Raw genomic sequence first — 24,079 nt, forward strand, 5'->3', positions numbered from 1 at the left:
CGGGGGTCGTGGTCTATATTTGTGGCGTGGAGACTTTGGTTGTGGGCGTGGCCGGCGGAACCGGCAGCGGGAAGACGACGCTGACTCAGGCGCTGTTGGACAAGTGTGAGGGACCGCCGTCGGTGCTCTTCCACGACAACTACTACAAACGGCGCGACGAACTCACCTATGAGGAGCGCGAGAAGGTCAACTACGACGATCTCGACGCCTTCGACAACGACCTCTTCGTCGACCACCTCACTGCGCTGCGGAACTCGCAGGCGGTCGACAGTCCGGTCTACGACTTCTCGATCCACAACCGCAGCGATGAGACGACGCGAGTCGAGCCCGCACCGGTCATCATCGTCGAGGGAATCCTCATCTTCGCCGAACCGCGGATCTGCCGGCTGCTCGACATCAAGCTCTTCGTCGACACCGATGCCGATGTGCGCCTGCTGCGCCGGATCAAACGCGATGTCGTCGACCGCGGGCGAACCCTGCAGTCGGTGGAGGACCAATATCTGGGCACGGTCAAGCCGATGCACGAACTCTACGTCGAGCCGTCGAAGCGCAATGCCGACCTCATCATCCCCGACGGCGGCCACAACATCGTCGCCATGGACATGATCCTCAACCGCATCCAGCGCGGAGTCGGCTGAGCCTGAAACGGAGTCGGCTGAGCTGGGAACAGTTCTTGACCTGCGCGAACGGTCTTCTTCGGCGGACGGCGGCGAAGTCGTGTCAGTGCCGCTGGGTACTGTCTTCATATGGACGTCGACCCCGCACGGGAACCAGCGTCGGTTCCAGTTCCGCTGACCGAGATCACTCGGTTCGGTGCCTTCCTGCGCGCACTCGACCCGGGCGAGACCGAGGCCGAGACGCTGGAGCGGATCACAGCGCTCGAAGAACTCAAGTCTGCTGTCGCCGCCGCACAGGCGAAAGAGGCAGTGGCTTTCGAGACACTGCGCATCGAGCGGGACCGGCTCAACCGGGTGCCCGCGCTCGACTGCGGAAAACGCGCCGGTGACGAGGTCGGGCTGGCGAAGAAGGTCTCGCCCGGATCGGGCCGGAGGTTCCTCAGCACTGCCCACTCGATCGTCACGGGCATGCCCAATACCTTCAAAGCTCTGGCCGGCGGGGAGATCTCCGAGGACAAGGCGCGCATCATGGTCGATGAGACCGCGGTCCTCGTCGCTGCCGATCGGCGCACGGTCGATACGCGGATGAAGCGGAGTCTGGGGCCGTCCGGGCTGCGGAGCCTGCGCGCCGAAGTGCGTGCGCTCAGTGCGGAGATGGACGCCGAGGCGGCCGCGAAGAGGGCAGCGAAAGCGAAGTCCCATCGTCGAGTGAACATGACCGTGATCGATGACGGGATGGCCAGGATCTCCGCGATCCTGCCGCTGACGCAGGCCGTCGCCGCCTATGAGAGCCTCCGGGCCGGCGCTGAGACGATCACTGCTGCCGGTGATGCCGGCGGACGGAACCGCCAGCAGGTCCTCGCCGATACGTTCGTCGAACGGCTGAGCGGGCAGGCGAGCGCAACGGCGGTGCCCGCGGAGATCCATCTGCTCGTCGACACCGAATCTCTGCTCTCCGACGGACTCGTTCCGGCCTGGCTTCCAGGGTACGGTCCGCTGCCGGCGAAGACGGCCCGGGAGTTCATCGCCGCGAACGAAGCGCAGATGTTCATCAGCCGGATCTTCACCCGCCCCGAGGATGGGCAGCTGGTGGGAATGGATGCGAAGAGCCGGGAGTTCACCGGCCGACTGCGGCAGATGATCACCTTCCGTGACGATGTCTGCCGGACCCCGTGGTGCGATGCCCCGATCCGGCACGCCGACCACGCTCAGCCTGTCGCCGCAGGCGGAGAAACCACCTGGGAGAACGGCTCCGGGCTGTGTGCGTCCTGCAACTACGCGAAGGAACATCCCGGATGGACGCACGAGGCCACGGCGGACGGGCTGCGCGTCACCACGCCGAGTGGGCGTTCCTATGAGGTGGCCACGCCAGCGGTGGTCCGTCGCATACGGTTCCCGCGTCCCGCATCAGTGTCGGAACCGGGCGGTTCGCCGCCGGGATCGGACTGGCAGCAGCTCTTCTCCCGGTTCCTCGAACCGGATAGGGAGGAAGCCAGGAGAGCAGCGAGGGAAGACAGCGGGGCAACGGCCGCCGCCGAAGAGGTCGGCACAGACGAACCGCAACCGGCGGCTCAGCCGGATGAGCTGCCACCACGGTACTGCACTCGTGCCGAGAAGATCGCGGATTGGCGCAGACGCAATGCGCACCGGCGCCCGTCCGCGAAGGACTGCGGAGGCAGCTCGGTCGAGCAGCAGTTGGTGCAGGTGGTGTTCGGACCCGACTGAGCTGCGTGTCGGATCTGGAACATGGCGGTAACACCTGTCACAGAGATACTGCGGAGAATTGTGGTTATGGACAGGGCGGGTAGGAACGGAAGCACACCACTGACGACTGCGCGGGGGCGCAGTCTCAACCTCGTGGCGCGTGTGCTCCCATCAGGAGCGGTGGCCTGTTGGGTGATCACCATCTTCGTGCCGGTCCTCGACAGCGGTGGACCCGGATCGATGCGGATCCGTGTGACGTCTCTCGGGTTCTCGCCGATCGACATGAATGACCTCGATGAGGTCTACCTCGTGCTCTGGGTCGTCATTCTCACCGGCGCGTTCGCTGCCTGGTTGCTGTCCGCATCGAAGTGGTGGTCGATCGCGGCCATCGTTCTGGGCACAGTGCTGGGACTGCGACTCCTGCAGATGGTCGCCGATCCGCCGATCATGATGTGGGACGGGCAGACGGCCGACGGCATGCCCACCGGCGGCATGGAAGTCGCCTATCCTGCGGCAGGCTTCGGCCTCTGGGTTCTGGGAAGCCTTCTGTTCGTCGCCGCCGGCATCTGTGGTCTGGTCGCAGCCGCCCAACAGGACCATTACCGTCGTGAACGGATCAAACGCTGCATGTCGAAGCGCCATGGTCCCGCCGAGTGAGGCTCGCCCCGCGACGGTGCGAGTCGCGGACGGCAGATGGCTGCTGCGATCCGCCCAAGCGCTGTCTCTGTCTGCCCTCTGCTTGTGGATCGTCATGCTGTGGGTGCCAATCTGCGCCAGTGCTGAGGACACCTCCGAATCACCGCACCCGCCGCGCATCATCGTCACTGCCCTCGGTGGAGCGCCATTCGACCTCGAAGAAGCTCGTATGCCGTACATCCTGGTCGCACTCGGGGTCTTCGCGTGCGCAGCTTCTGCCTTACTCCTCACCGTCCGGTCTCAGCCAGATATGCACCCGTGGCCGGACGTCGTCGCACGTATGTGGTCCGTCGGCACCCTCTTTCTGAGTCTCTGTGCGTTCCTTGTCCTGGCCGAACTGCTAATGAATCTGCCGACGATCATGTGGGACGCCGTCGACGATCAGGGGCGGCCGATCTTCGGGACGGTCGTCGCGCAACCGTCGATCGCGAAGAAGCAGCACCCGTTCACCACGCAAACTCGAGAATCACCCCATGGTCCCGAGGGAACCGAACGCACCGCCTCGCGCAACGGCTGCCGTGGGTCGCGTTGGCCTGCTGGGTGCTGATGATCTGGGTACCGCTTTTCGACAGCGGCGACCATGGTGATGATCGACTCACGGTGACATCGCTCGGACGGGTACCCTTCGATCTCGCCGACCTCACCCCGGAAATCATCCTGCCCTGGGTGGTCGTTCTCGTCTGCGCAACTACCGCGAAACGGTTCGACACCTTCGCCCACTGGCCTCTTCTGTCGGTGGCAGCCGGAGTCGGCCTGTTCATCCAGCAGGCGACGATGGTCACCGATCTTCCGCGAGAGCGGGTGACCAGCACCGATGCCGCTGGCGAAAAGCTCAGTGCCTTCATCGTCGGGTATCCGTCAGAGGGCCACTATCTCTGGACGATCGGCTGCCTTGCACTCGTTGCCGCAGGCATCAGCGGACTCCTCAGCGATCGGCGGCGGATAGATCGGCAGAGGCAGCGGCAGATGCAGCGGCAGGCAAAGCGTCCGCCGGAAAAGATCATTCGCCGACGCCAACGCAAACTGCAACAGCTGGCCCGGCTGCTGCCTTTCATCGCGGTCACCATGTGGATCGCCACGATCTTCATCCCCGTCGTCGACAGCTTCAACAGCGTCGGCCCTCGCATCCGATTCACCTCGCTGGGGGACTTGACGTTCGATGACGGCGGTGAAATGCTGCCGCCTTTCATTCTCCTCTGGGCGATTGTGGTCGGCTTTACCGCGCTCGGCCTCGGCTTCGCCGCTGACCAGTGGTGGAACGTGGCGGCCGTGCTCATCGCCGCGCTCATCGTCCTCATCTTCGTCGCCATCCTTCTCAACCCTCCGACGATTATGTGGGACGGTCAGCTGCCCGACGGCACGCCGATCGGGGGCATGGAAGTTGGACGGCCGTCCTTCGGCTTCGGACTGTGGCTCATCGGAGCAGCCTCACTCGCCGCGGCCGGTATCTGCGGATTCGCGGCAAATGCACAGCGCCCCCGACACACGGTCGAGGGCGCTTGAGTCTCAGCGAACAGAAATTCGACTGAGGGCGGAAAGAGGGCTGCATCACTTCACGGGTTCGAAGACTCCTGCGAAGAAGTCGCCGATCTCGCCGTGTGCGTCCAACGGGAAGATGCCGGAGACGTACTGGTCGGGGCGGACCACGACGACGGCGCCGTCGCGGCTGATCTCACGGGCCTCGAAGATGTCCTCGTCGGGCAGGGTCGCGTAGATCTTCTCCACGTATTCGAGGTCGTAGGCGCCCACGTGCGGACGGAAGACCTTCGGCACATCGGGAAACGCGAAATCCTTGTGTTCCTGCTGGTAGATGACGCTGAGCTCGACGAGGGCATCGGGATCCTCGCCCTCCCAGCGGAAGGCGACCAGGGGAGAGGCCGGATCAGATTCGAGCCACTCCGCCAGCGCCGCCACCTTCGACTCACCGGCGGAGCCGCCAGCAGAGCCGCCAGCGGAGCTGTCGACGACCGGAGCGGCCCGATCGGCGAAGACATAGACTCTCCAGCGACCATCGGCACGCGCTTCGTGACCGAGGTGGATGAAGTTCGCATCGCAGCTGCGCTTGACCCGAGCCGACTTGAACCGCTTGCCGATCGGGAATCCGACCGCGAGCTCCTGATGCGTCGTCGGCGTCGTGATCATCGACGCCGTGTACTCGGTCATGAACCCGGCTGGGAACTCCGCGGTCTTGACGTAGAAGTCCTCGAGGTAGGTCTTGTCCGGCAGCTCCTCCTGCGGAGTTGCCATGAGCGTCGACCATTCCTTGTCGAACTCGATGAGATTCTTCGCCGCCACCTGCCGTTCGGCCGAGTAGGTGCGCAGCAGCTCCGTCGACGACCGGCCCGAGATGACCTGCCCGAGCTTCCACGCGATGTTGAAGCCGTCCTGCATGGACACGTTCATTCCCTGTCCGGCCTTCGCCGAGTGCGTATGGCAGGCATCGCCGGTGATGAACACGCGTGGGCAATGCGAATCGGGTGCGGTCTCATCGGTGTCGTCGAAGGCGTCCGTGAGCCTGTGCCCGACCTCGTAGACCGAATGCCAGGCCACGTTCTTCACGTCGATGCTGTAGGGTGCGATGATCGCATTCGCCCGGCGGATGATCTCGTCGATGCTCGTCGACCGCACCTTGCGCGCATCATCTTCGGGCACCTCACCGAGATCGACGTACATCCGGAACAGATGCCCGCCCTCGCGGGGGATGTGGAGGATGTTGCCGTGCTTCGACGAGATCGCGCACTTGGTGCGGATATCGGGGAAATCGGAATCCGCGAGCACGTCCATCACACCCCAGGCGTGATTGGCCTGATCGCCGGACATCGTCCGACCGATCGACGACCGGACCTTCGACCGGGCACCGTCGCAGCCGACGACGTAGCCGGCGCGGATGGTGCGTTCCTCCCCGGTGCGCTCGCCTGCGGTGTAACGGACGGTGACCGATACCGGATGATCCTTCGCCGAGGCGGTCGCGGCGTCCTGGTCGACCGTGAGGTCGACGAATTCGATCCCGTAGTCGGGCGTGATCTTGCCGGGGGAATGGGCGGCGAACTGGGCGAAGTAGTCGAGCACGCGTGCCTGGTTGACGATGAGGTGCGGGAATTCGCTGATCCCGTGCTCGTCGTCCTTGGGCCGACCGGTGCGGATGATGTGTTCGGGGTTCTCCGGATCCGGATTCCAGAACGCCATCTCCGTGATGTGGTAGCCCTCGCGCATGATCTCCTCGGCGAAGCCGAACGCCTGGAAGGTCTCGACGGAGCGCGCCTGGATGCCGTCGGCCTGACCGATGACCAGCCGGGAATCGCGCTTCTCGATCATTCGTGCGTTCACGTGCGGGTACTGCGACAGCTGGGCCGCGGCGATCATCCCCGCGGGACCGCTGCCGACGATGAGGACATCGACCTCATCGGGCAGCTCCTCGCTGCGCTCGATTCCGTACCCAGCGGCCTCTTCGATCCGCGGGTCCGCGGACACGTAGCCGTTCTGATGGAAATGCATGTCAACCTCCGGTTCGTGACACGTCGTCGTGATATTCGAATGCTATCAGTTCATATACGATCTGGTGTCGGCGGGGTGGCGCCGGTCACTGTCATCGCAGGTCACCTGCGGCGCCCCGATCCCGATGATCGGGCTCACCGCCTGCTCGTCCTCGTGGTCGGGGCCCAGCGGAATTCCGGTGCGATCACGCAGCAGCAGGGTCGCGGCGAGGGCGAGCACGGCGACGACGCCCAGGTACACCGCCACCGAGGCGGTCGTTCCCGTCGATGACACGAGGCCCTTCGCGATCGTCGGGGCGAAGGCGCCGCCGAGGATCGACCCGATCGCATAGGAGACCGAGACCCCGGAGAAGCGGACGCTGGAGGGGAACAGCTCGGCGTACATCGCCGGCTGCTGACCGTAGGTGAAGCCCAAGCCGATGGTGAGGACGACGAGTCCGAGCAGGAGCATGCCCACCGAACCGGTGTTGACCAGCGGGAACAGAGAGAAGATGCCCGCGAGCAGGAGGATCCAGCCGAGGATGTAGGTGGTCCGGCGTCCGATCCTGTCCGAGACGGCGCCCGCGATGATCGTGAACACCAGCCAGGACACCGCCGAGGCGGCCACGGCCCAGAGCACGGGACCGCGCTCGAGGCCGATGGGGCCGGCCGGGTCCGTGGCGTAGTTCTGGATGTATCCGCCGGTGGTCATGTATCCGGCGGCGTTGTTGCCCATGAAGACGAGCGAGGCGAGGACGACGAGCAGCCAGTGACTCTTGATGAGCGTGCCCAGCGGGTTCGTCACCTGCTCCTTGCGTTCGGCGATCTCGTGGAACACGGGGGATTCCTCGACCCCGCGGCGGATCCAGTAGCCGATGAAGACGAGCACGATGGAGAGGAAGAACGGCACCCGCCAGCCCCATTCGAGGAAGGCATCGCCCGGGGCGATCGACGTCATCAGGGCGAGTACGCCCGAGGACAGCAGAAGGCCGATGGACACGCCGATCTGCGGGAAGGAACCGAGCAGTCCGCGTGACTTCTCATCTGCGTGCTCGACGGCGAGCAGAACGGCTCCGCCCCATTCCCCGCCGGCTGAGATGCCTTGGATGATGCGCAGAGCGATGAGCAGGACCGGAGCGAGCACGCCCGCGGATTCGAAGGTCGGCAGGAAGCCGATGAGCGCAGTTGCGGCGCCCATGGCGATGAGCGTGATGATGAGGACCACCCGGCGGCCGAGCTTGTCGCCGAAATGTCCGGCGAGGAATGCGCCCAAGGGGCGGAAGAGGAAGCTGATCCCGACCGTCGCGAAGGCGACCATGGTCGACAGCGTCGATCCGAGCGGGCCGAAGAAGAGCTGGTTGAAGATCAGCCCCGAGGCCGCCGCGTAGAGGAAGTAGTCGTACCACTCGATGCTCGTGCCGACGATCGTCGCGAACGCCACCCGGGTCTGAGTGTGCTTCTGTGCTGCCATGACTCCTGTGTCCTGTCGTGCGTCCCGGCCACATTCTCTGTGGCCCGGATTACTTGCTCTCCGGAACCATATCATATACGATTTGAGGTGAAGCCAATCGAAATGAGGTGTGAGATCGATGTCGACTCCAGCAGGTGTCCCCGCCCGTCCGGGCAAGATCATTGCCGTTCATGTGGCCTACGAGTCCCGTGCGGCGCAACGAGGAAAGCGCCCCGCCCAGCCGTCCTACTTCCTCAAAGCGGCCAGCTCCGTCGCCGCCTCCGGCCAGTCCATCGAACGCCCGGCAGGCACCTCGCTGCTCGCCTTCGAAGGTGAGATCGCCGTCGTCATCGGCACGTCTGCCCGCAATGTCACCGAGGCCGACGCCTGGTCGTATGTGGCCGGCGTGACCGCGTCGAACGACTTCGGCCTCTACGACATGAAGACCCCGGACAAGGGGTCGAACGTGCGCTCGAAGAGCCGCGACGGATACACCCCGCTGGGTCCCGAACTCATTCCCGCCGCCGAGGCGGCCCCCGACTCCCTGCGCCTGCGCACCTGGGTCAACGGCGAGGTCGTCCAGGACGACGGCACGCGAGCCGACCAGCTCATCTTCACCCTCCCGCGCATCGTCGCGGACCTCAGCCAGCACCTCACCCTCGAGCCCGGTGACGTCATCCTCACCGGCACCCCGGCCGGATCCTCGGTCGTCGCTCCCGGTGACACGGTCGAGGTCGAGGTCACGGCCGCCTCGGCGAACGGGGAGGAGCTGAGCTCCGGACGGCTGACCACCACGGTCGTCGACGGACCCGGCGACTTCGACGAGAACCTCGGCAGCCTGCCCGCTGCGAACGAAGCACTCACCGTCGATGCCTGGGGCTCGCGTGTTGCCGCCGGACTCGCCCCGGAGGGCGACGCCGAGGGCACTGCCGCGACGGCACTCGACGCCGACCTCGTCGCCAAGCTCACCGAGGCTCCGACTGCGGGCCTGTCGGCTCAGCTGCGGTCGCGTGGACTCAACAATGTCGTCATCGAAGGTGTGGCCCCGCTGAAGCCGGGCGCGAAGATCGTCGGCAGCGCGAAGACATTGCGCTTCGTGCCCAACCGCGAAGACCTGTTCAAATCCCACGGCGGCGGATTCAACGCCCAGAAGCAGGCCTTCGACTCGATCCGCCCCGGCGAGGTCGTCGTCATCGAGGCCCGCGGCGAATCCGGCTCGGGCACCCTCGGCGACATCCTCGCCCTGCGTGCGAAATCTCTCGGCGCCGCCGGTGTCGTCACCGACGGGGGAGTCCGCGACTCCGCCGAGGTGGCCGAGATCCTGCCCGTGTTCTCCACCGCGAAGCACCCTGCCGTGCTCGGTCGCAAGCACGTGCCGTGGGAATCGGACGTGGCCGTGGCCTGCGGAAACGCCACCGTCCTGCCCGGTGATGTCATCGTCGCCGACGACGATGGAGCCATCGTCATCCCCCGTGGCCTCGTCGAAGAAGTCGTCGACGCGGCACTGGCCAAGGAGGTCGAGGACGGTTGGGTGGCCGAACAGGTCGCCGCCGGCAACCCGATCGAAGAGCTCTTCCCGCCCAAGGGCGAATGGAAGGCGAAATTCGACGAATGGAAGGCCTCACGGTGAAGACCGAACAGGCAACGACCGCGGCCCCGTCCCTGAGCAAGGCCGAGACCGCCTACCGGTGGATCCGCGAGCGCGTCGCCGACCAGACCTATCAGCCCGGGCACAAACTTGTGCTCGCGCAGATCGCCCTCGAGCTCGACACCTCCGTGGTGCCGGTGCGCGAGGCCATCCGCCGGCTGGAGGCCGACGGGCTCGTGACCTTCGAGCGCAACGTCGGGGCCCGCGTGGCCATGGTCGACCAGGGCTCCTACACCCAGTCGATGGAAGCGGTCGCGATTCTCGAGGCCGCGGCCGTCGCCCAAGCGCAGGGCCACCTCGGCGCCGATGATCTCGATGCCGCGGAGCAGATCAACGATCGGATGCGGGCGCTGCTCGACGAATTCGAACCGGCCGAGTTCACCCGACTCAACCACGAATTCCACGAGACGCTCTACCGGCGCTGCCCGAACGAGCGGCTGTGCACCCTCGTCGAACTCGAATGGGACCGACTCAACCACCTGCGGGATTCGACGTTCTCCTTCGTCCCCGAACGGGCGTTGGAATCGGTGGAGGAACACTCCCGCATCGTCGCCCTCATCCGAGCCCGCGCCTCGGCGCAGGAGGTCGAACGGGCCGTGCGCGAGCACCGCTCGGCCACTCTGCACAGCTTCCAGAACTCCCAGACGACCACAGCCCCGACCACGGATCTGCAGACAGATTCACGAAAGGACAACTCATGACACAGTCCACCACCCTGCCGGCCGCAATGCCGGAGAAGATCCGCCACTACATCGGCGGCGAGTTCGTCGACTCCATCGACGGAGACGAATTCGACGTCCTCAACCCGGTGACGAACGAGCCCTACATCACGGCGGCCTCGGGCAAGAAAGCCGATATCGAAGCCGCCGTCGCCGCGGCGAAGGCGGCCTTCGACGAGGGCCCGTGGCCGACGATGCTCCCGCGCGAGCGCGCCCGCATCCTGGGCAAGATCGCCGATATCGTCGAATCCCGCAAGGACGAACTCGCGGCCATGGAGTCCTTCGACTCCGGACTGCCGATCACCCAGGCCAAGGGGCAGGCGGCGCGCGCGGCGGAGAACTTCCGCTTCTTCGCCGACCTCATCGTCGCTCAGGTCGATGACGCCTTCAAGGTCCCCGGCCGACAGGCGAACTACGTCAACCGCAAGCCGATCGGCGTGGCCGGGCTCATCACTCCGTGGAACACGCCGTTCATGCTCGAGTCCTGGAAGCTGGGACCGGCGATCGCGACCGGCAACACCGTCGTGCTCAAACCCGCCGAGTTCACTCCGCTCTCGGCCTCCCTGTGGCCGGGCATCTTCGAAGAGGCAGGACTGCCCACCGGTGTGTTCAACATGGTCAACGGCTTCGGTGAGGAAGGTTTCGCCGGCGATTCGCTCGTCAAGCACCCCGACGTTCCGCTCATCTCCTTCACCGGCGAATCGAGCACCGGCCAGACGATCTTCGCCAATGCCGCTCCCTGGCTCAAGGGCCTGTCGATGGAGCTCGGCGGCAAGTCCCCGGCCGTCGTCTTCGCCGACGCGGACATCGAGGCTGCCGTCAACGCCACGATCTTCGGCGTCTTCTCCCTCAACGGGGAGCGCTGCACCGCCGGTTCGCGCATCCTCGTCGAGGAATCGATCTACGACGAGTTCGTCGAGCGCTACGCGGCCCAGGCCAAGCGCGTGAAGGTCGGTCTGCCCTCGGATCCCGATACCGAGGTGGCTGCGCTCGTCCACCCCGAGCACCATGAGAAGGTCATGTCCTACGTCGAGATCGGCAAGTCCGAGGCCCGCCTCGTCGCCGGCGGTGGACGCCCCGAGGGCTTCGAGACAGGAAACTTCGTCCAGCCGACCGTGTTCGCCGATGTGAAGCCCGACGCGCGGATCTTCCAGGAGGAGATCTTCGGGCCCGTCGTCGCCATCACCCCGTTCTCCTCCGACGAGGAGGCCCTGGAGTTGGCGAACAACACGAAGTACGGTCTGGCCGCCTATATCTGGACCTCGGATCTCAAGCGCGCCCACAACTTCTCCCAGGCCGTCGAGTCGGGAATGGTGTGGCTGAACTCGAACAACGTCCGTGACCTGCGCACCCCCTTCGGCGGCGTCAAGGCCTCGGGGCTCGGCCACGAGGGCGGCTACCGGTCGATTGACTTCTACACAGAACAGCAGTCCGTGCACATCAACCTCGGCGAGGTCCACAACCCCGTCTTCGGAAAGCAGTGAAGCAGCCATGACCAAGCGCACTGATATGACTCGGACCTCTGCCGGCTATTTTGTCAGCCAGGAGACGAGCATCGCCGCCGACAATCCCATCGCCACGCCGCAGGCGAGCCCGCCCGACATCCTCCGCTGCGCCTATATGGAACTCGTCGTCACCGATCTGGCCGCGTCGCGGGAGTTCTACGTCGACGTGCTCGGACTCTATGTCACCGAGGAGGACGAGAACACGCTCTACCTGCGCTCGACGGAGGAGTTCATCCACCACAACCTCGTCCTGCGCAAGGGCGAGGTCGCTGCCGTGGCCGCGTTCTCCTACCGGGTGCGCAGCCCGGAAGAGCTCGACAAGGCCGTGGCCTTCTACACCGAACTCGGCTGCGATGTCCGCCGCAGCGCCGACGGCTTCGTCAAGGGCGTGGGCGACTCCGTGCGGGTGGTCGACCCGCTCGGCTTCCCGTACGAGTTCTTCTACCAATCCGATCATGTCGAACGCATGTCCTGGCGCTACGACCTGCACATCCCCGGCGAACTCGTCCGCCTCGACCACTTCAATCAGGTCACCCCGGATGTGCCGCGGGCGGTGAAGTACATGCAGGACCTCGGGTTCCGCGTCACGGAGGACATCCAGGACGAAGAGGGCACGGTCTACGCCGCGTGGATGCGTCGCAAGGCCACCGTCCATGACACGGCGATGACCGGCGGAGACGGACCGCGCATGCACCACGTCTGCTTCGCCACGCACGAGAAGCACAACATCCTCTCCATCTGCGACAAGCTCGGTGCCCTCCGCAGGTCCGACTCGATCGAACGCGGACCCGGCCGCCACGGTGTCTCGAATGCGTTCTACCTCTACCTGCGCGACCCCGACGGGCACCGCGTCGAGGTCTACACGCAGGACTACTACACCGGCGACCCGGACAATCCGGTCATCACGTGGGACGTCCACGACAATCAGCGCCGCGACTGGTGGGGCAACCCCGTCGTGCCGTCCTGGTACACGGATGCCTCACTCGTCCTCGATCTCGACGGCAACCCGCAGCCCGTGCACGCCCGCACGGACGATTCGGAGATGGCCGTGACGATCGGTGCCGACGGGTTCTCCTACACCCGCGCGGACGAGAACGAGGGCAAGCTGGGCAACCAGCTCTGAAAGGAAACCACATGCTCGAAGAGGCAACGATCGCGGCCATCGCCGACGATCTCGCTCACGCGGAGCGGACAGGAAAGAAGATCGGTCTGCTCACCGCGAAGTACCCGGACATGACGGTCGACGACTCCTACGCGGTGCAGAACGAATGGCGCCGTCGCGGGGAGGCCGCCGGCCGTCGGCTCTATGGTCATAAGATCGGACTGACCTCGAAGCCGATGCAGCAGGCCACCGGCATCACCGAACCCGACTACGGAGCGATCTTCGCCGACCAGGTCTATGACACCGGTTCCGTGATCGATCATTCCCAGTACTCCGGGGTGCGCATCGAGGTCGAACTCGCGTTCGTGCTGCGTGACGAACTGCGCGGGCCCGATGTCAGTCTCTTCGACGTCCTCCGCGCCACCGAGTACGTCGTCCCCGCACTCGAGGTCCTGTCCTCGCGCATCGAGATGGAGGGTCGCACGATCGTCGACACCATCTCGGACAATGCGGCGCTGGGGGCGATGGTCCTCGGTGGTCGGCCGGTCGCGGTCGATGCCGTCGACCTGCGCCGGGTGAATGCTCTGCTCTATCGCAATGAGACGATCGAGGACTCCGGAGTCGCCGCCGCCGTCCTCGACCATCCCGCGCGCGGAATCGTGTGGCTGGCGAACAAACTCGCCGAACACGGAGATGTGCTCCGCGCCGGAGAGACCGTGCTCGCCGGGTCGTTCACCCGCCCCATGTGGGTCTATCCCGGCGACACCGTCCACGCCGACTACGGAGAGCTGGGAGTCATCACATGCCGTTTCGAGTAGAGCTTCCGCAGACCTTCGCCGACCGTGTGGCCGGACTCAGCGGCGGCGAGTACCTCGCCGGAATGTGGGTGTGCTCGGGTTCGCCCGTGGCCGCCGAAATCGCCGCCGCCTCGGGCATGCAGTGGGTGCTCATCGACGCCGAGCATTCCCCGATCGGACTCGAGACCACGACGAGTCTGCTGCGCGCGATGAACGGCTACCCGGCGACCCCCGTCGTGCGGGTGCCGGTCAACGACACGGTGCTCATCAAGCAGCACCTTGACCTCGGCGCGCAGAATCTGCTCGTGCCGATGGTCGACACGAAATCCGACGCCGAGGCGGCAGCGGCGGCCGTCCATTATCCGCCGAAGGGCGTGCGCGGAGTCGGTTCGGCCCTGGCCAGGGCCTCCCGGTGGAACGCCGTGGACGGGTACCTGGGTCGTGCCGAGGAATTCGTGTCCCTGACCGTGCAGATCGAATCAGCGACCGCGGTGGACAACGCCGCCGAGATCGCCGCAGTCGACGGAATCGACCAGATCTTCGTCGGGCCGTCCGACCTGGCCGCGTCGATGGGGCTGCTCGGCCAGCAGACCCACCCGGACGTCACCGACGCGGTGGCCAGGACCTTCGAGGCAGTGAAGGCTGCCGGCAAACCCGTCGGAGTCAACGCGTTCGACCCCGAGCAGGCACGGAAGTACCTGGAAGCCGGAGCGTCCTTCGTCCTCGTCGGAGCCGATGTCGGCCTGATGATGAACGGTGCCCGCGCCTGGGCCGACACCTGGGTCCAGGACTGAGCACGAGTCACCCCCGGCCGCTGATTCGCGGTCGGGGGTGACGTGTATTCACCTGCTCTCAGTCTCTGCTGCGGCGGCTGCCGGAGATCAGCAGGATCGTTGAGCCGAGTCCGACGAAGACGATGCCCAGTCCGATGAGCATGCCGTTGCCGGTCGCGCCGGTGCGGGGCAGTTCGCCTGTCGGGGCCGGAGCTGCCGGGGTCTCGGGTGCCGCGGGAGTCTCGGCGACCGGTTCGACCGGCGGGGTATCGGGCTTCTCCGGAGTCTCGGGCTCTTCGGGAGGAGCCGGGGGAGTGCTCGGCTGCTCGGGTTGCTCAGGCGGCGTCGGCGGAGTGCTCGGTTCCTCGGGCGGTGCCGGGGGAGTCGACGGCTTCTCCTCAGATGGGCGGTGCACGGTTTCGGCCGGGACACCCCAGTCGCTCGTCCATGCGGCGTTGACGTCGCTGCCCTCGATTGCGGTGACATAGGTGACCCAACCGATCGGCATATCGATCGGTTCCGTGCTGATCTCGACGTGGCCGTTCTCATCGGCGATGACGGTGAAGTCCTGTACGGACAGCTCCGTGCCGTCGGTCTTCTTCGACTGCTCGGGTTCGGTCTCCACATGGTAGGCGGTGATGGTGAGCACGGCTTCGGAACCGGGTCGCAGACCCGTCACGGCCACCTCGTCATGGGTCGATGTGCCCTCGAACACCGCCTCGGTGTCGGCAGTCGGAGCCCACGGGACGAACCCGGTCTCACGGGGTTGGCCGTGGATTCCCTTCCATTCCTTCGTCGCTTTGTCCCCGGCGATCGTCTCGGTGAAGTAGAGCCAGCCGCGGAAGTCCTCGGGCACGGTGACCTCGCCGGACGTGTGGGTGCCGTTGCCGACATCCTTCGAGGTCACGGACCCGATCTCGCGGGCATCATCGTTCTTCACACCCTGTTTCGGTGCCGTCGCGGTCTGCCACAGGGTGTGTTCGACCGTGACCGTGTGGTCGCCGATGAGACCGGAGACCGTGAACTCGTCGGTGACGGTCTCTCCGGGTGTCGGAGTCTGGTCGGAGATCTCGGTGGTCACCTTCGGCTGGGACGTCAGTTCCAACGACGCCTTGTCCGTGACGGAATCGGGAGTGTCCGGGGTGATGACTCGCTGCACGCGTGTACCGGAAGTCGGTTCGAAGACACGCACGGTATGCGGGGCGACCTTCGCCGAGGCGGTTACGGACAAGTTCCCGGGCGCGCTCGCCTTGAGCGTTTGAGCCACTGGTTCTGCTCCGGTGGTCACGGTTTTCGGGGCCTTCTCAGCTCCGGCAATCTTGAGGGTGACGGGGACATCGGGAACTTGGGCTCCGGAGGCGCTGAGGAGGGAGACCTTCAGCGTCGCCTCATCGGTCGGAGTGCCGAGGATCTTCGGGCGGTCGTCGTCTTTGCTGCTCTCAGGCGAATCCTGGTCGCTGTTCGGCGAATCTTTGTCGCTGTTCGGCGAATCGGAGGCCCAGGAATCAGGAGAAGGGGAGGATTCCGGGGCGGCATAGGGCTCGAGAACAGGCATCCGCATGACCGACTCGAGGCTGATGTCGAGAGTGTAGGGGCCCGCGAACTTCTTCGCTTCGGCGAGGATCGACGAGTGCTTCTTCGCCGCCGCTGCGAACTTCTTGCCCAGGTCGGCCGGCTTCTGCGGCGGCACCTTGTGATCGTGGGGAAGGTTTTTGTCGAGGCGCGCCATCGCGCTCAGTGCGGCCTGCACATCTTTCGACTTTGATCCCGCATATTCAGAGAGGGCCCAGGCCGTCTGGGCCGAGGCGATCTTTTCGGCCTTCGCGCCCTGGAAGTACTTCGGCAGCGGTGACTTCTTCCCCGCATCGATGCAGTAGGCGGAAGTGTCGGGGAAGGTCCGATACGAGCCGTACCACGTCTTGCCCTGCTTCGCGTGATGCCAGATGCCTGGACCATAGGCGTTGGGGGCGGTGTGCACCGGAACCTCGCCGAGGCTGACCGGCGGTCCCGCGGCCATGGCCGGTCCCAGTCCGATGAGCGAGGCCACGGAGAGGACGACGAAGAGCAGTGCGGTGCGCAGCGATGCGAGTCTGAGAGTAGTCATGGACCGATTCGACATGGATCGGCAGCTCTGCGGCCAGGGGCGAACGAGGACCTGTGGAAAGCGGTTTGCGTATCCACAGGAATTGACGTTGGAGTGGGGCGAGTCCCGACAGCGCAGTGGTGGGGGAGTGGAACGCGCTGTGTCCGCGGTTCTTGGCGTTCCAGAAGCGATCAGGCTCGCGAAGGCGGTCCCACCATTTGTGGGATCTGCGCCCGTGATTGCTTGGCCGTCCACAGCAGAAAATGTTTGAGTCAGCTGAGCGTAGGCATTCGGGTGAGGGCGAATTCGGATACGAGGTGTTCGGACGACGTCGGCATTCGCATGAGTTGGCAGTCGGCTGAAGTGTTGCTGGATGGATACACAGTCAGGCGGTCTGTTGCCGGTGCTGACTCTAGACTGTGGTGAGCGGCAATTTCCCCAATGCAGAAGGACACACCTATGTCGGCACAGAACGGTCCCGGTTCGCAGAGACCGCAGCCGCCCCGCGTGCAGGGCCCTCCGAACCCGAGCGTGCCACCGGTGCAGGGGCAGACGCCGGCGCAGGGACAGCAGGGGCAGGTGCCGCCGCAGGGCCAGGTTCCGCCCCAGCAGGCACAGAATCAGCAGCCGAATCAGCAGCCGAATCATGATCGGTTCCGACCGCGGCCACAGGGAACGCAGCAGCCGAACCAGCAGCCTCCCATGCAGCAGAGGCAGCCACAGGTTCCGCAGCCCCAGCAGGCGCCCGGCCGACAGATGCCGCCGCAGGGGCAGCCTCCCATGCAGGGCCAGCCGATGGCACAGCAAGGGCAGTCGGTTCCAGGCCAACCAGTTCCAGGTCAGCCGATGCAGGGCCAGCCCATGCCCGGGCAACCCATGCCCGGTCAGCCGGTGATGTATGCGCCCGCGCCAGCGCAGGCTCGCGTCTATGCTCAGCCGCGGTTTGCGCCGACGGTGACTCAGGAGATGCGGATCCGTGCAGGAATGCAGGCACCTCAACAGGTCGTCACCGATACTCCCTGGACCGGTGCCGTGCGAAAGGCACAACCGGAGACCGAACCCGATTCGACCGGAAACATCGTCCGCCTCGTCGCCGCGATCCTCGTTCTCGTCGCTCTTGTCGGTGGGCTCGGCCTTCTCGGTCTGCTCGGCGGACTGAGCTTCGGTGTCCGCCTCTTCGGTCTCATCGGACTTGCGGCGATCCCGCTTCTGGCAATCATCGCGTATGTGCTCTGGCTCGATCGATGGAAACCGCAGCCGAAGCTCCTCCTCGGTATCTGTTTGCTCTGGGGAGCCGTCGCCTCGGTCATCCTCACCCTCGGCTTCTCACTCGTCGGTGACATCGCGCTCTATATGGTCGGCATCAATGGGGTGCCCGACGTCATCGGTGCAGTCATTCAGGCTCCGATCCTCGAGGAATCGACCAAGACCGTTCTCTTGCTCGTCATCGTCCTCGCCGCCCGTCGCCACTTCGAAGGCCCCCTCGACGGGCTCGTGTACGGTTCGCTCATCGGTGCCGGATTCGCCTTCACCGAGAACATCCTCTACCTCGGCCAATCGTGGAACGACGGCGAACTTCCGGGACTGGCAGTGACATTCGCCATGCGCTGCCTCGGCTCACCGCTGCTGCACACTGCGTTTTCGACCTGCGCCGGTGTGTCGATCGGCCTCGCCGCCCGCAAATGGCCGTGGTGGTCGCTCATCCTCATGTGGCTGCCCGGGCTCGCACTCGGCATGGTCCTGCACGGCTTCTGGAACGCCTCGATGACTCTCCTCGGTGCGTTCGGGCAAGCGACCCGTGACGTGATGGGCGGAATGCTCCCGCAGATCATCGGCCTCGTCGTGCTCAGCGCCATTCTCTCCGCCGCCTGGGTGACGCTGGGACTCATTCTGCGCCGCAGCGAGCGAATGCACACCCAGAACATGCTCGGCGACTATGCGAACTCCGGTTGGCTCACCCACGCCGAGGTCGACATGCTCGGCACCTGGAAGGGTCGGAAGAACGGCCGCGACTGGGCGAAGTCGTTCCCCGGCGGCAAGGAGGAGATGAAGACCATGATCCGCACCTCCGGCAAACTGTCGACGACGCGGATGCGTGTGCTCGCGGGTATCGGCGGAGAACAGGAACGCAAGATCGAACGAGCCGAACTCAAACAGTTCTCCGACGCCCGCGAACGACTGCTCGCGGCCTCCAGACAGACTGTGCGGTAAGTTCCAGCGGTGACGATCTTCGACATCCTCCTCATCGTCCTCGGCATCGGGGCGCTCTTCGCCGGGTTCCGCCAGGGCATCATCACCGCGCTCGGAACCGCGGCCGGCTTCATCGTCGGCTGGATTCTCGGGCGCCTGCTCTCCCCGTTCGTCGAATCGCTGAGCACCGGCACCGACGTCATGGACAACCCCGGTGTGCTCATGCTGCTGGCCTCGATGCCGTTGGTCCTCAGTGTTCTCTTCGCCTTCGCCGGCAGCGGCATCGGCGCGTGGATCAAGCACAACATGGACTCCGACCTCGGGCAGGGCATCGATGCCATCGGCGGCACCATCACCGCCGGGGTCGTCTATGTCCTCGTCGTCTGGCTCGCCGCCGGCTTCATCCGCACCACCCCGCTCGTCGAACCCAACCGCTGGGTCGCCGACTCCACCGTCATCGCCGCGATCGACCGCACCATTCCCTACTCTTCCCAGAACGCGCTGGGCGGACTGGCGAAGGGACTGAGCGCCTCCGGGTTCCCTCAGGTGTTCTCCGGTCAGCCCGAACAGATCCGCGGAGTCGGAGAACCCGATGAAGGTATGGTCGACGTCGGACGCAGCGTCGACGATTCGGTCGTCAAGATCACGACGACGGCCACCAGCTGCGCCACCGGTTCTGAAGGCTCAGGCTTCGTCTATGAGGACGGACTCGTCGCCACCAACGCCCACGTCGTGGCCGGGTCCACGGAACTGGCCGTGCAGGTCGGCGGCAAGGGCAGGCCGTACCGAGCGGAGGTCGTCGAATTCGATGCCGAAGCCGATGTGGCTGTGCTCCGAGTCGCTGGGCTCGAGGCCCCCGCCCTCGACTTCGGAAGCGGGCTCGGACCCGGCGACGACTCCGTCGTCGTGGGATTCCCCGCCAACGGTCCCTATACGATCTCACCGGCCCGCGTCCGGGAGAAGATCAACGCCCGCGGACTCGACATCTACGACTCGCAGTCGGTCGTCCGGGAAGTCTATGCCCTGCGCGGAATCGTGAGGGAAGGCAACTCGGGAGGCCCGCTCATCGATGCCGACGGAAACGTCGTCGGCATGGTCTTCGCCCGTTCGGCCACCGATGACGAAACCGGCTATGCGCTCACCCGAGCCGAGATCGCCGACGAACTCGACGCCGGTGCCGCCGAGCGCACACCGCAGCCGACAGGGCAGTGCACGAACTGAAACGCGTGCACGAAGTGACTCCGCCTACTTGAGGTCGAGCCCGGCGAGGACGGCGCGATGGTCGCTCGATCCGCGTTCGAGCACCTCGTCGGAGGTGGCGTCGAAACCGCGATAGAGGACATGGTCGAGCCGCGTGACGGGGAACCGGGCGGGCCAGGTGAAGCCGAAGCCGCCTCGGGCCTCTTCCCGGGTATCCTGCAGCGGCGGCACCAGGGTCTTCATGTTGTTGTCCGTCGTCGCCGTGTTGAAGTCGCCGGCGACGACGACATGGTCGGCGCTGTCGGTCTCCACGGTCGTGGCCAAGCGGCGCAGTGCGGCATTGCGCATCGATTCGTGACCGGGGCGCACCGACGGCATATGCACGGCATAGAAGCGGATGTCACCGTGATCGGTCGAGATCGTGGTCGCGAAAGCCCGCGGCCACTGCAGGCCGAGGTCGACCTCCTCGGGCTCCGACATCGGCCATTTCGACCACACGCCGATGGTGTCGACGACCTGAGAATGCTCGAACGAGGAGTCGAGCTCTTTGTGGATGATCTTGCCCGACAGCGACTCGAGCTCCTGGATCGTGACGATGTCCGGATCACGGTCGACGATGTTCTGCGCGGCCGCTGTGGGCTGCGGCATCCTCGCCCCCACGTTGTGGGTGGCCACCGACAGGTCCGGATCACCGGAATCATCGTTCGGCAGCAGGGCGGGACCGAACATCCCCGTCCACACCAGAGCGGGCACGAGGAATCCGATGGCCGAGAGCCACGAGAAGCGGATGAGGAACATGAGCAGCACGAGTGCGAGGACGATCCCCGTCCACGGCAGCACCGATTCGAGGATGAGCGCGATGCCCATCCGCGTCGGCAGCAGATTGTGGAGGAGCAGGAATGCCGCATAGAGGATCCCGAAGATCAATGCGGTGATGCCCTTCGCGGGGCTGTGCCTTCTGCGCGGTGCGGAATATGCCTGGTTCATCGATCAACGATCTTAACCGGGAAGTCTGGCCCCGCGCTGGAAGCGACTTGCGATGCGGCTCACAGCCGCATGAGATCAGCGACGCGCCGTCGCGCTCCACACCGTCACATCGGGGTGAGTGTCGTAGCGATAGCCCGACCCCCGCATCGTGCGCACCACGGAGGCATATTCGCCGAGGCGGCGCCGCAGTCGGCGGATGTGGACGTCCACGGTGCGTTCGTCGGGAACCTCGCCGCCGGACCACACCGCGGTGATGAGGTCCTCCCGGGGCAGGGTCTCATCGGCGTGGGAGACGAGGGTGGCGAGCAGGTCGAATTCCTTCGTCGTGACATCGACGAGGTCACCGTCGATGCGGACTTCGCGGCGGGGAATGTCGATGCGCAGTCGTTCCCCGGTCGCCTGGGTGTAGGCATCGCCGGCACGTCCGCCGAAACCGCGGGGTGCGGGAGCCGCCGGAGCGGTCTCCTCGCGCAGAGCCGGCGGGTGGATGCGGTTGGGAATGCGCGAACGCACGGGGCCGTGGGTCGCCGCCGGCGCACCGGTCGCGGCGGGGGAACCGGTGGCCACGGCCCGGACGGCGTCGATGTCGCTGCCGCGGCCCTCCGGGGCCAAGGCGATGACGGCCTGGGTCTCGGCCTGACTGGCCAGTTCCTTGGCGTAGGCCTGCAGCTCGGCGGCGATCGCGGAGAGGTTCGTGCCGTCGGCCGCGGCCTTGGACTCATCGAGTCCGATGTAGACGATGATTCCGCGAGCGGCCTTCGGCGAGGGGACGACCCCGGCCGGTCCGAAGGTGTGCGGTGCGTTCTGCGGGTCGACTGCGCTCAACCTGGCTCCTGCACGTCGAGTGGCCACTGCACTGCGCGGGTGGACGTAGGCGGGTTCTGGATTCGGCATAGCTGTCCTTTGCTTTCGACCATGAGGTCGATATGACTGGAGGAGTCCGCTGCTTGAGTGAACTCGTTCGAGGCCGGACAGCGGGAGTGAGATCACCGACCACGAACGCAGGGCATACACATATGTGCACCCGGCATTCGCATCTGATGAATCGTCGAAGTCATGGCTTCATTATTTGTCACAAAACTTCGGCCGCGCAAAGGAAAACCCGAAAATGAGACGACTGTGACGAAATATGACGTTTCGGTCGCCGAGGCTGACGACCGAAATCGTCATCCGCGAGGCCTCAGTCGACGATTCCGTACATCCGGTCCCCGGCATCGCCGAGTCCGGGCACGATGTAGCCCTTCTCGTTGAGCTTCTCGTCGAGTGCGGCCGTGTACACCTTCACCTCGGCGGAATCGCTGTAGTCGCGTTCGATGCGCGCCACACCCTCGGGGGCGGAGACGAGGCACACTGCGGTGACGTCACGCGCCCCGCGAGCGAGCAGGAAGTCGATGGCCATGGCCAGGGTGCCGCCGGTGGCGAGCATCGGGTCGACGACGAAGATCTGCCGACCGGTGAGGTCATCGGGCAGGCGGTCGGCATAGGCGCTGGGTTCGAAGGTCGTCTCGTCGCGGACCATTCCGAGGAAGCCCACCTCGGCGGTGGGCAGGATGCGCAGCATTCCGTCGAGCATGCCGAGGCCGGCACGCAGGATCGGGACCACGACGGGACGGGGTTCGGCGATGCGGGTGCCGGTGGTCGTCGTCACCGGGGTCGAGATCTCCTTGTCCTCGACCGCCACCGATCGGGTCGCCTCGTAGGCCAGCAGCATGACGAGCTCTTCGGTGAGCTGACGGAAGCGAGCGGAATCCGTGTTCGCATCGCGCAGAGCGGTGAGTTTGTGTGCGATGAGCGGGTGATCGGCTACGTGAAGATGCATACCCCAAATGGTACGGGAGAACTTCGCCTCGTCGGCAGTGGTCAATGCGGTCCGAAGCGTTCACAATGGAGGCATGTCGTACTTCACTGAGATCCTGGCCGATTCCGGCGATGGCTTCCGCGCCCTCGACGTCGACGTCCGCGACGCGAACGACCTCGACGACCTCGTCGATATGATGCGTTCGGCCGCCGGTGACGACGGTGAGGCCGTGGCCGTCATCGAACATGAAGACGAGTGGTTCGGGCTCGTGCGCCTGTGCGGGAACAATGAGGTCAAGGTCTTCCTGTCCGATCTCGCCGCGGTCGAGGCGAGCCCGTTCGCGGAGATCTTCGCCGACTTCCTCGACTCCCGCCCCGACGCCTACGACGCCGAACCCGAAGAGGACTTCGGCGCCGCCGAGGAGGAGGACGCCGCCGCCGAGGACGATGACGAAGACGAGGTCGAGATGCTCGAATTCGACGCCGACTCCGAATGGGGCGGAGACGCCGATATCTACTCCGACCGCGGAGTCCCCGCCGCCATGCTCATCGACCAGGTCGAGAGCTATCGATCCGATCCCGCCCGCGTCGTCGCCCACGTCGGTGAGACCGTCGGCTTCGCCGATCAGCTCGAGGCCGCACGCTGACCGCTGCGACCACGGCCCGGTTCGGCGAATGGATGGGACATGCCCTCGCCGAGGCGGTCCTGGCACCCGCTCATGACGACGTTCCCGTCGGGGCCGTTGTCGTCGACGGGTACGGTGAGATCATCGGGCGCGGTCACAATCGGCGGGAGGTCGATGCCGATCCGCTCGGCCACGCCGAGCTCATGGCGATCTCCGCTGCCGCCTCGGCGAGGGGCGAATGGCGCTTGGATGGCTGCACGCTCGTCGTCACCCTGGAACCGTGCGTGATGTGCGCCGGAGCCCTCGTCGGCTCCCGCATCGACAGGGTCGTCTTCGGGGCCTATGACGACAAGGCCGGGGCGGTCGGCTCGGTCTGGGATCTGCTGCGCGACCGCGCCGCACTCCACCAGCCAGAGGTCACCTCGGGCGTCCGGGCGGAGGAGAGTCGGGCCCTGCTGAGGGAGTTCTTCGCGGCCAAACGCTGACGTGTCCCAGCTCACGGCGAACCGATTTGGACGCAGAAAGTCCACCGCTGTACAGTTGTCGGCGGTGGCGTGTCCGAGCGGCCGAAGGTGCAACACTCGAAATGTTGTGTAGGGCAACCCCCTACCGTGGGTTCAAATCCCACCGCCACCGCCAAGGGAAGCCCCTGATCAGACGTTTCTGGTCAGGGGTTTCGTCTGTCTCGTCGAAGGATGGCATCGGCGCGGGC

The 24,079-nt window shown here is 65.6% G+C and carries 21 protein-coding genes and 1 tRNA gene; 16 read left to right on the forward strand and 6 right to left on the reverse strand.

Features of this window, described 5'->3' with window-relative positions:
* Window positions 1-26: 26 nt before the first annotated feature.
* The 5 genes from udk (at window position 27) to CXR29_RS03320 (ending at window position 4,520) form a co-directional block, all read left to right on the forward strand.
* A complete protein-coding gene (gene udk, locus CXR29_RS03300) occupies window positions 27-638 on the forward strand; it encodes a uridine kinase (RefSeq protein ID WP_240812021.1) in 612 nt (203 codons plus the stop codon).
* A gap of 108 nt (window positions 639-746) precedes the next feature.
* A complete protein-coding gene (locus CXR29_RS03305) occupies window positions 747-2,342 on the forward strand; it encodes an HNH endonuclease (protein WP_127363893.1) in 1,596 nt (531 codons plus the stop codon).
* Window positions 2,343-2,513: 171 nt separating this feature from the next.
* Window positions 2,514-2,978 carry a hypothetical protein gene (locus tag CXR29_RS03310; protein ID WP_101594534.1) on the forward strand — a complete coding sequence of 155 codons (465 nt, stop codon included), beginning with the start codon at window positions 2,514-2,516 and terminating at the stop codon, window positions 2,976-2,978.
* A 94-nt stretch (window positions 2,979-3,072) separates the two neighbouring features.
* The gene (locus CXR29_RS03315) at window positions 3,073-3,564 is read left to right on the forward strand and encodes a hypothetical protein (RefSeq protein WP_127363894.1); all 492 of its coding nucleotides are present in this window, start codon (window positions 3,073-3,075) and stop codon (window positions 3,562-3,564) included.
* A gap of 53 nt (window positions 3,565-3,617) precedes the next feature.
* Entirely contained in the window at window positions 3,618-4,520 is a 903-nt protein-coding gene (locus tag CXR29_RS03320) for a hypothetical protein (RefSeq protein ID WP_127363895.1), read from the forward strand.
* Window positions 4,521-4,565: 45 nt separating this feature from the next.
* Here CXR29_RS03320 and CXR29_RS03325 read toward each other — a convergent pair whose 3' ends face one another.
* A complete protein-coding gene (locus CXR29_RS03325; RefSeq protein ID WP_127363896.1) occupies window positions 4,566-6,512 on the reverse strand; it encodes an FAD-binding monooxygenase in 1,947 nt (648 codons plus the stop codon).
* Window positions 6,513-6,557: 45 nt separating this feature from the next.
* A complete protein-coding gene (locus CXR29_RS03330) occupies window positions 6,558-7,961 on the reverse strand; it encodes an MFS transporter (protein ID WP_127363897.1) in 1,404 nt (467 codons plus the stop codon).
* Between the two features lie 118 nt (window positions 7,962-8,079).
* Between CXR29_RS03330 and CXR29_RS03335 the strand changes: the two genes are divergently transcribed.
* Genes CXR29_RS03335 through CXR29_RS03360 form a run of 6 tightly spaced genes read left to right on the forward strand, consistent with a single transcriptional unit; the run spans window position 8,080 to window position 14,505 of the window.
* Window positions 8,080-9,570 (forward strand): fumarylacetoacetate hydrolase family protein, encoded by a 1,491-nt coding sequence (locus CXR29_RS03335; protein ID WP_101554240.1) that lies wholly within the window; start codon window positions 8,080-8,082, stop codon window positions 9,568-9,570.
* Window positions 9,552-10,289: a GntR family transcriptional regulator gene (locus CXR29_RS03340; RefSeq protein WP_025777012.1), complete on the forward strand. Its 738-nt coding sequence runs from the start codon at window positions 9,552-9,554 to the stop codon at window positions 10,287-10,289. Before CXR29_RS03335 ends, CXR29_RS03340 begins: the two co-directional genes overlap by 19 nt.
* Window positions 10,286-11,791 carry an aldehyde dehydrogenase gene (locus CXR29_RS03345; protein WP_101554239.1) on the forward strand — a complete coding sequence of 502 codons (1,506 nt, stop codon included), beginning with the start codon at window positions 10,286-10,288 and terminating at the stop codon, window positions 11,789-11,791. Before CXR29_RS03340 ends, CXR29_RS03345 begins: the two co-directional genes overlap by 4 nt.
* 7 nt (window positions 11,792-11,798) lie before the next feature.
* Entirely contained in the window at window positions 11,799-12,935 is a 1,137-nt protein-coding gene (gene hpaD, locus CXR29_RS03350) for a 3,4-dihydroxyphenylacetate 2,3-dioxygenase (protein WP_101594523.1), read from the forward strand.
* A gap of 11 nt (window positions 12,936-12,946) precedes the next feature.
* Window positions 12,947-13,732 carry a fumarylacetoacetate hydrolase family protein gene (locus CXR29_RS03355; protein WP_127363898.1) on the forward strand — a complete coding sequence of 262 codons (786 nt, stop codon included), beginning with the start codon at window positions 12,947-12,949 and terminating at the stop codon, window positions 13,730-13,732.
* Window positions 13,717-14,505 carry an HpcH/HpaI aldolase family protein gene (locus CXR29_RS03360; RefSeq protein ID WP_127363899.1) on the forward strand — a complete coding sequence of 263 codons (789 nt, stop codon included), beginning with the start codon at window positions 13,717-13,719 and terminating at the stop codon, window positions 14,503-14,505. Before CXR29_RS03355 ends, CXR29_RS03360 begins: the two co-directional genes overlap by 16 nt.
* Window positions 14,506-14,563: 58 nt before the next feature.
* On the opposite strand, the gene CXR29_RS17840 is transcribed toward CXR29_RS03360, so the two are convergent.
* On the reverse strand, window positions 14,564-16,588 hold the full coding sequence (locus CXR29_RS17840; RefSeq protein ID WP_127363900.1) for an Ig-like domain-containing protein: 2,025 nt from the start codon (window positions 16,586-16,588) through the stop codon (window positions 14,564-14,566).
* Between the two features lie 840 nt (window positions 16,589-17,428).
* Here CXR29_RS17840 and CXR29_RS03370 point away from each other — a divergent pair.
* Both CXR29_RS03370 and CXR29_RS03375 read left to right on the forward strand, forming a co-directional pair.
* On the forward strand, window positions 17,429-18,778 hold the full coding sequence (locus CXR29_RS03370; protein ID WP_241241572.1) for a PrsW family intramembrane metalloprotease: 1,350 nt from the start codon (window positions 17,429-17,431) through the stop codon (window positions 18,776-18,778).
* A gap of 9 nt (window positions 18,779-18,787) precedes the next feature.
* Window positions 18,788-19,978 carry a MarP family serine protease gene (locus CXR29_RS03375; protein WP_127363901.1) on the forward strand — a complete coding sequence of 397 codons (1,191 nt, stop codon included), beginning with the start codon at window positions 18,788-18,790 and terminating at the stop codon, window positions 19,976-19,978.
* A gap of 24 nt (window positions 19,979-20,002) precedes the next feature.
* Here CXR29_RS03375 and CXR29_RS03380 read toward each other — a convergent pair whose 3' ends face one another.
* The 3 genes from CXR29_RS03380 to upp all read right to left on the reverse strand — a co-directional run bounded on the left by CXR29_RS03380 (window position 20,003) and on the right by upp (window position 22,763).
* Complete coding sequence (locus tag CXR29_RS03380) at window positions 20,003-20,944, reverse strand: endonuclease/exonuclease/phosphatase family protein (protein ID WP_101594514.1); 942 nt, start codon at window positions 20,942-20,944, stop codon at window positions 20,003-20,005.
* 75 nt (window positions 20,945-21,019) lie between these two features.
* Window positions 21,020-21,838 (reverse strand): winged helix-turn-helix transcriptional regulator, encoded by an 819-nt coding sequence (locus CXR29_RS03385; protein ID WP_101594512.1) that lies wholly within the window; start codon window positions 21,836-21,838, stop codon window positions 21,020-21,022.
* A 286-nt stretch (window positions 21,839-22,124) separates the two neighbouring features.
* Window positions 22,125-22,763 (reverse strand): uracil phosphoribosyltransferase, encoded by a 639-nt coding sequence (gene upp / locus CXR29_RS03390; protein WP_025777002.1) that lies wholly within the window; start codon window positions 22,761-22,763, stop codon window positions 22,125-22,127.
* Between the two features lie 73 nt (window positions 22,764-22,836).
* On the opposite strand from upp, the gene CXR29_RS03395 reads away from it, so the two are divergent.
* The 3 genes from CXR29_RS03395 (at window position 22,837) to CXR29_RS03405 (ending at window position 24,006) form a co-directional block, all read left to right on the forward strand.
* A complete protein-coding gene (locus CXR29_RS03395; protein WP_101554231.1) occupies window positions 22,837-23,388 on the forward strand; it encodes a tRNA adenosine deaminase-associated protein in 552 nt (183 codons plus the stop codon).
* A gap of 32 nt (window positions 23,389-23,420) precedes the next feature.
* Window positions 23,421-23,852 (forward strand): nucleoside deaminase, encoded by a 432-nt coding sequence (locus tag CXR29_RS03400; RefSeq protein ID WP_101594509.1) that lies wholly within the window; start codon window positions 23,421-23,423, stop codon window positions 23,850-23,852.
* Between the two features lie 63 nt (window positions 23,853-23,915).
* Window positions 23,916-24,006 (forward strand) — tRNA-Ser (locus tag CXR29_RS03405).
* Window positions 24,007-24,079 lie beyond the last annotated feature (73 nt).

The organism is Brevibacterium linens, assembly GCF_003999335.1.
Classification (GTDB): domain Bacteria; phylum Actinomycetota; class Actinomycetes; order Actinomycetales; family Brevibacteriaceae; genus Brevibacterium; species Brevibacterium linens.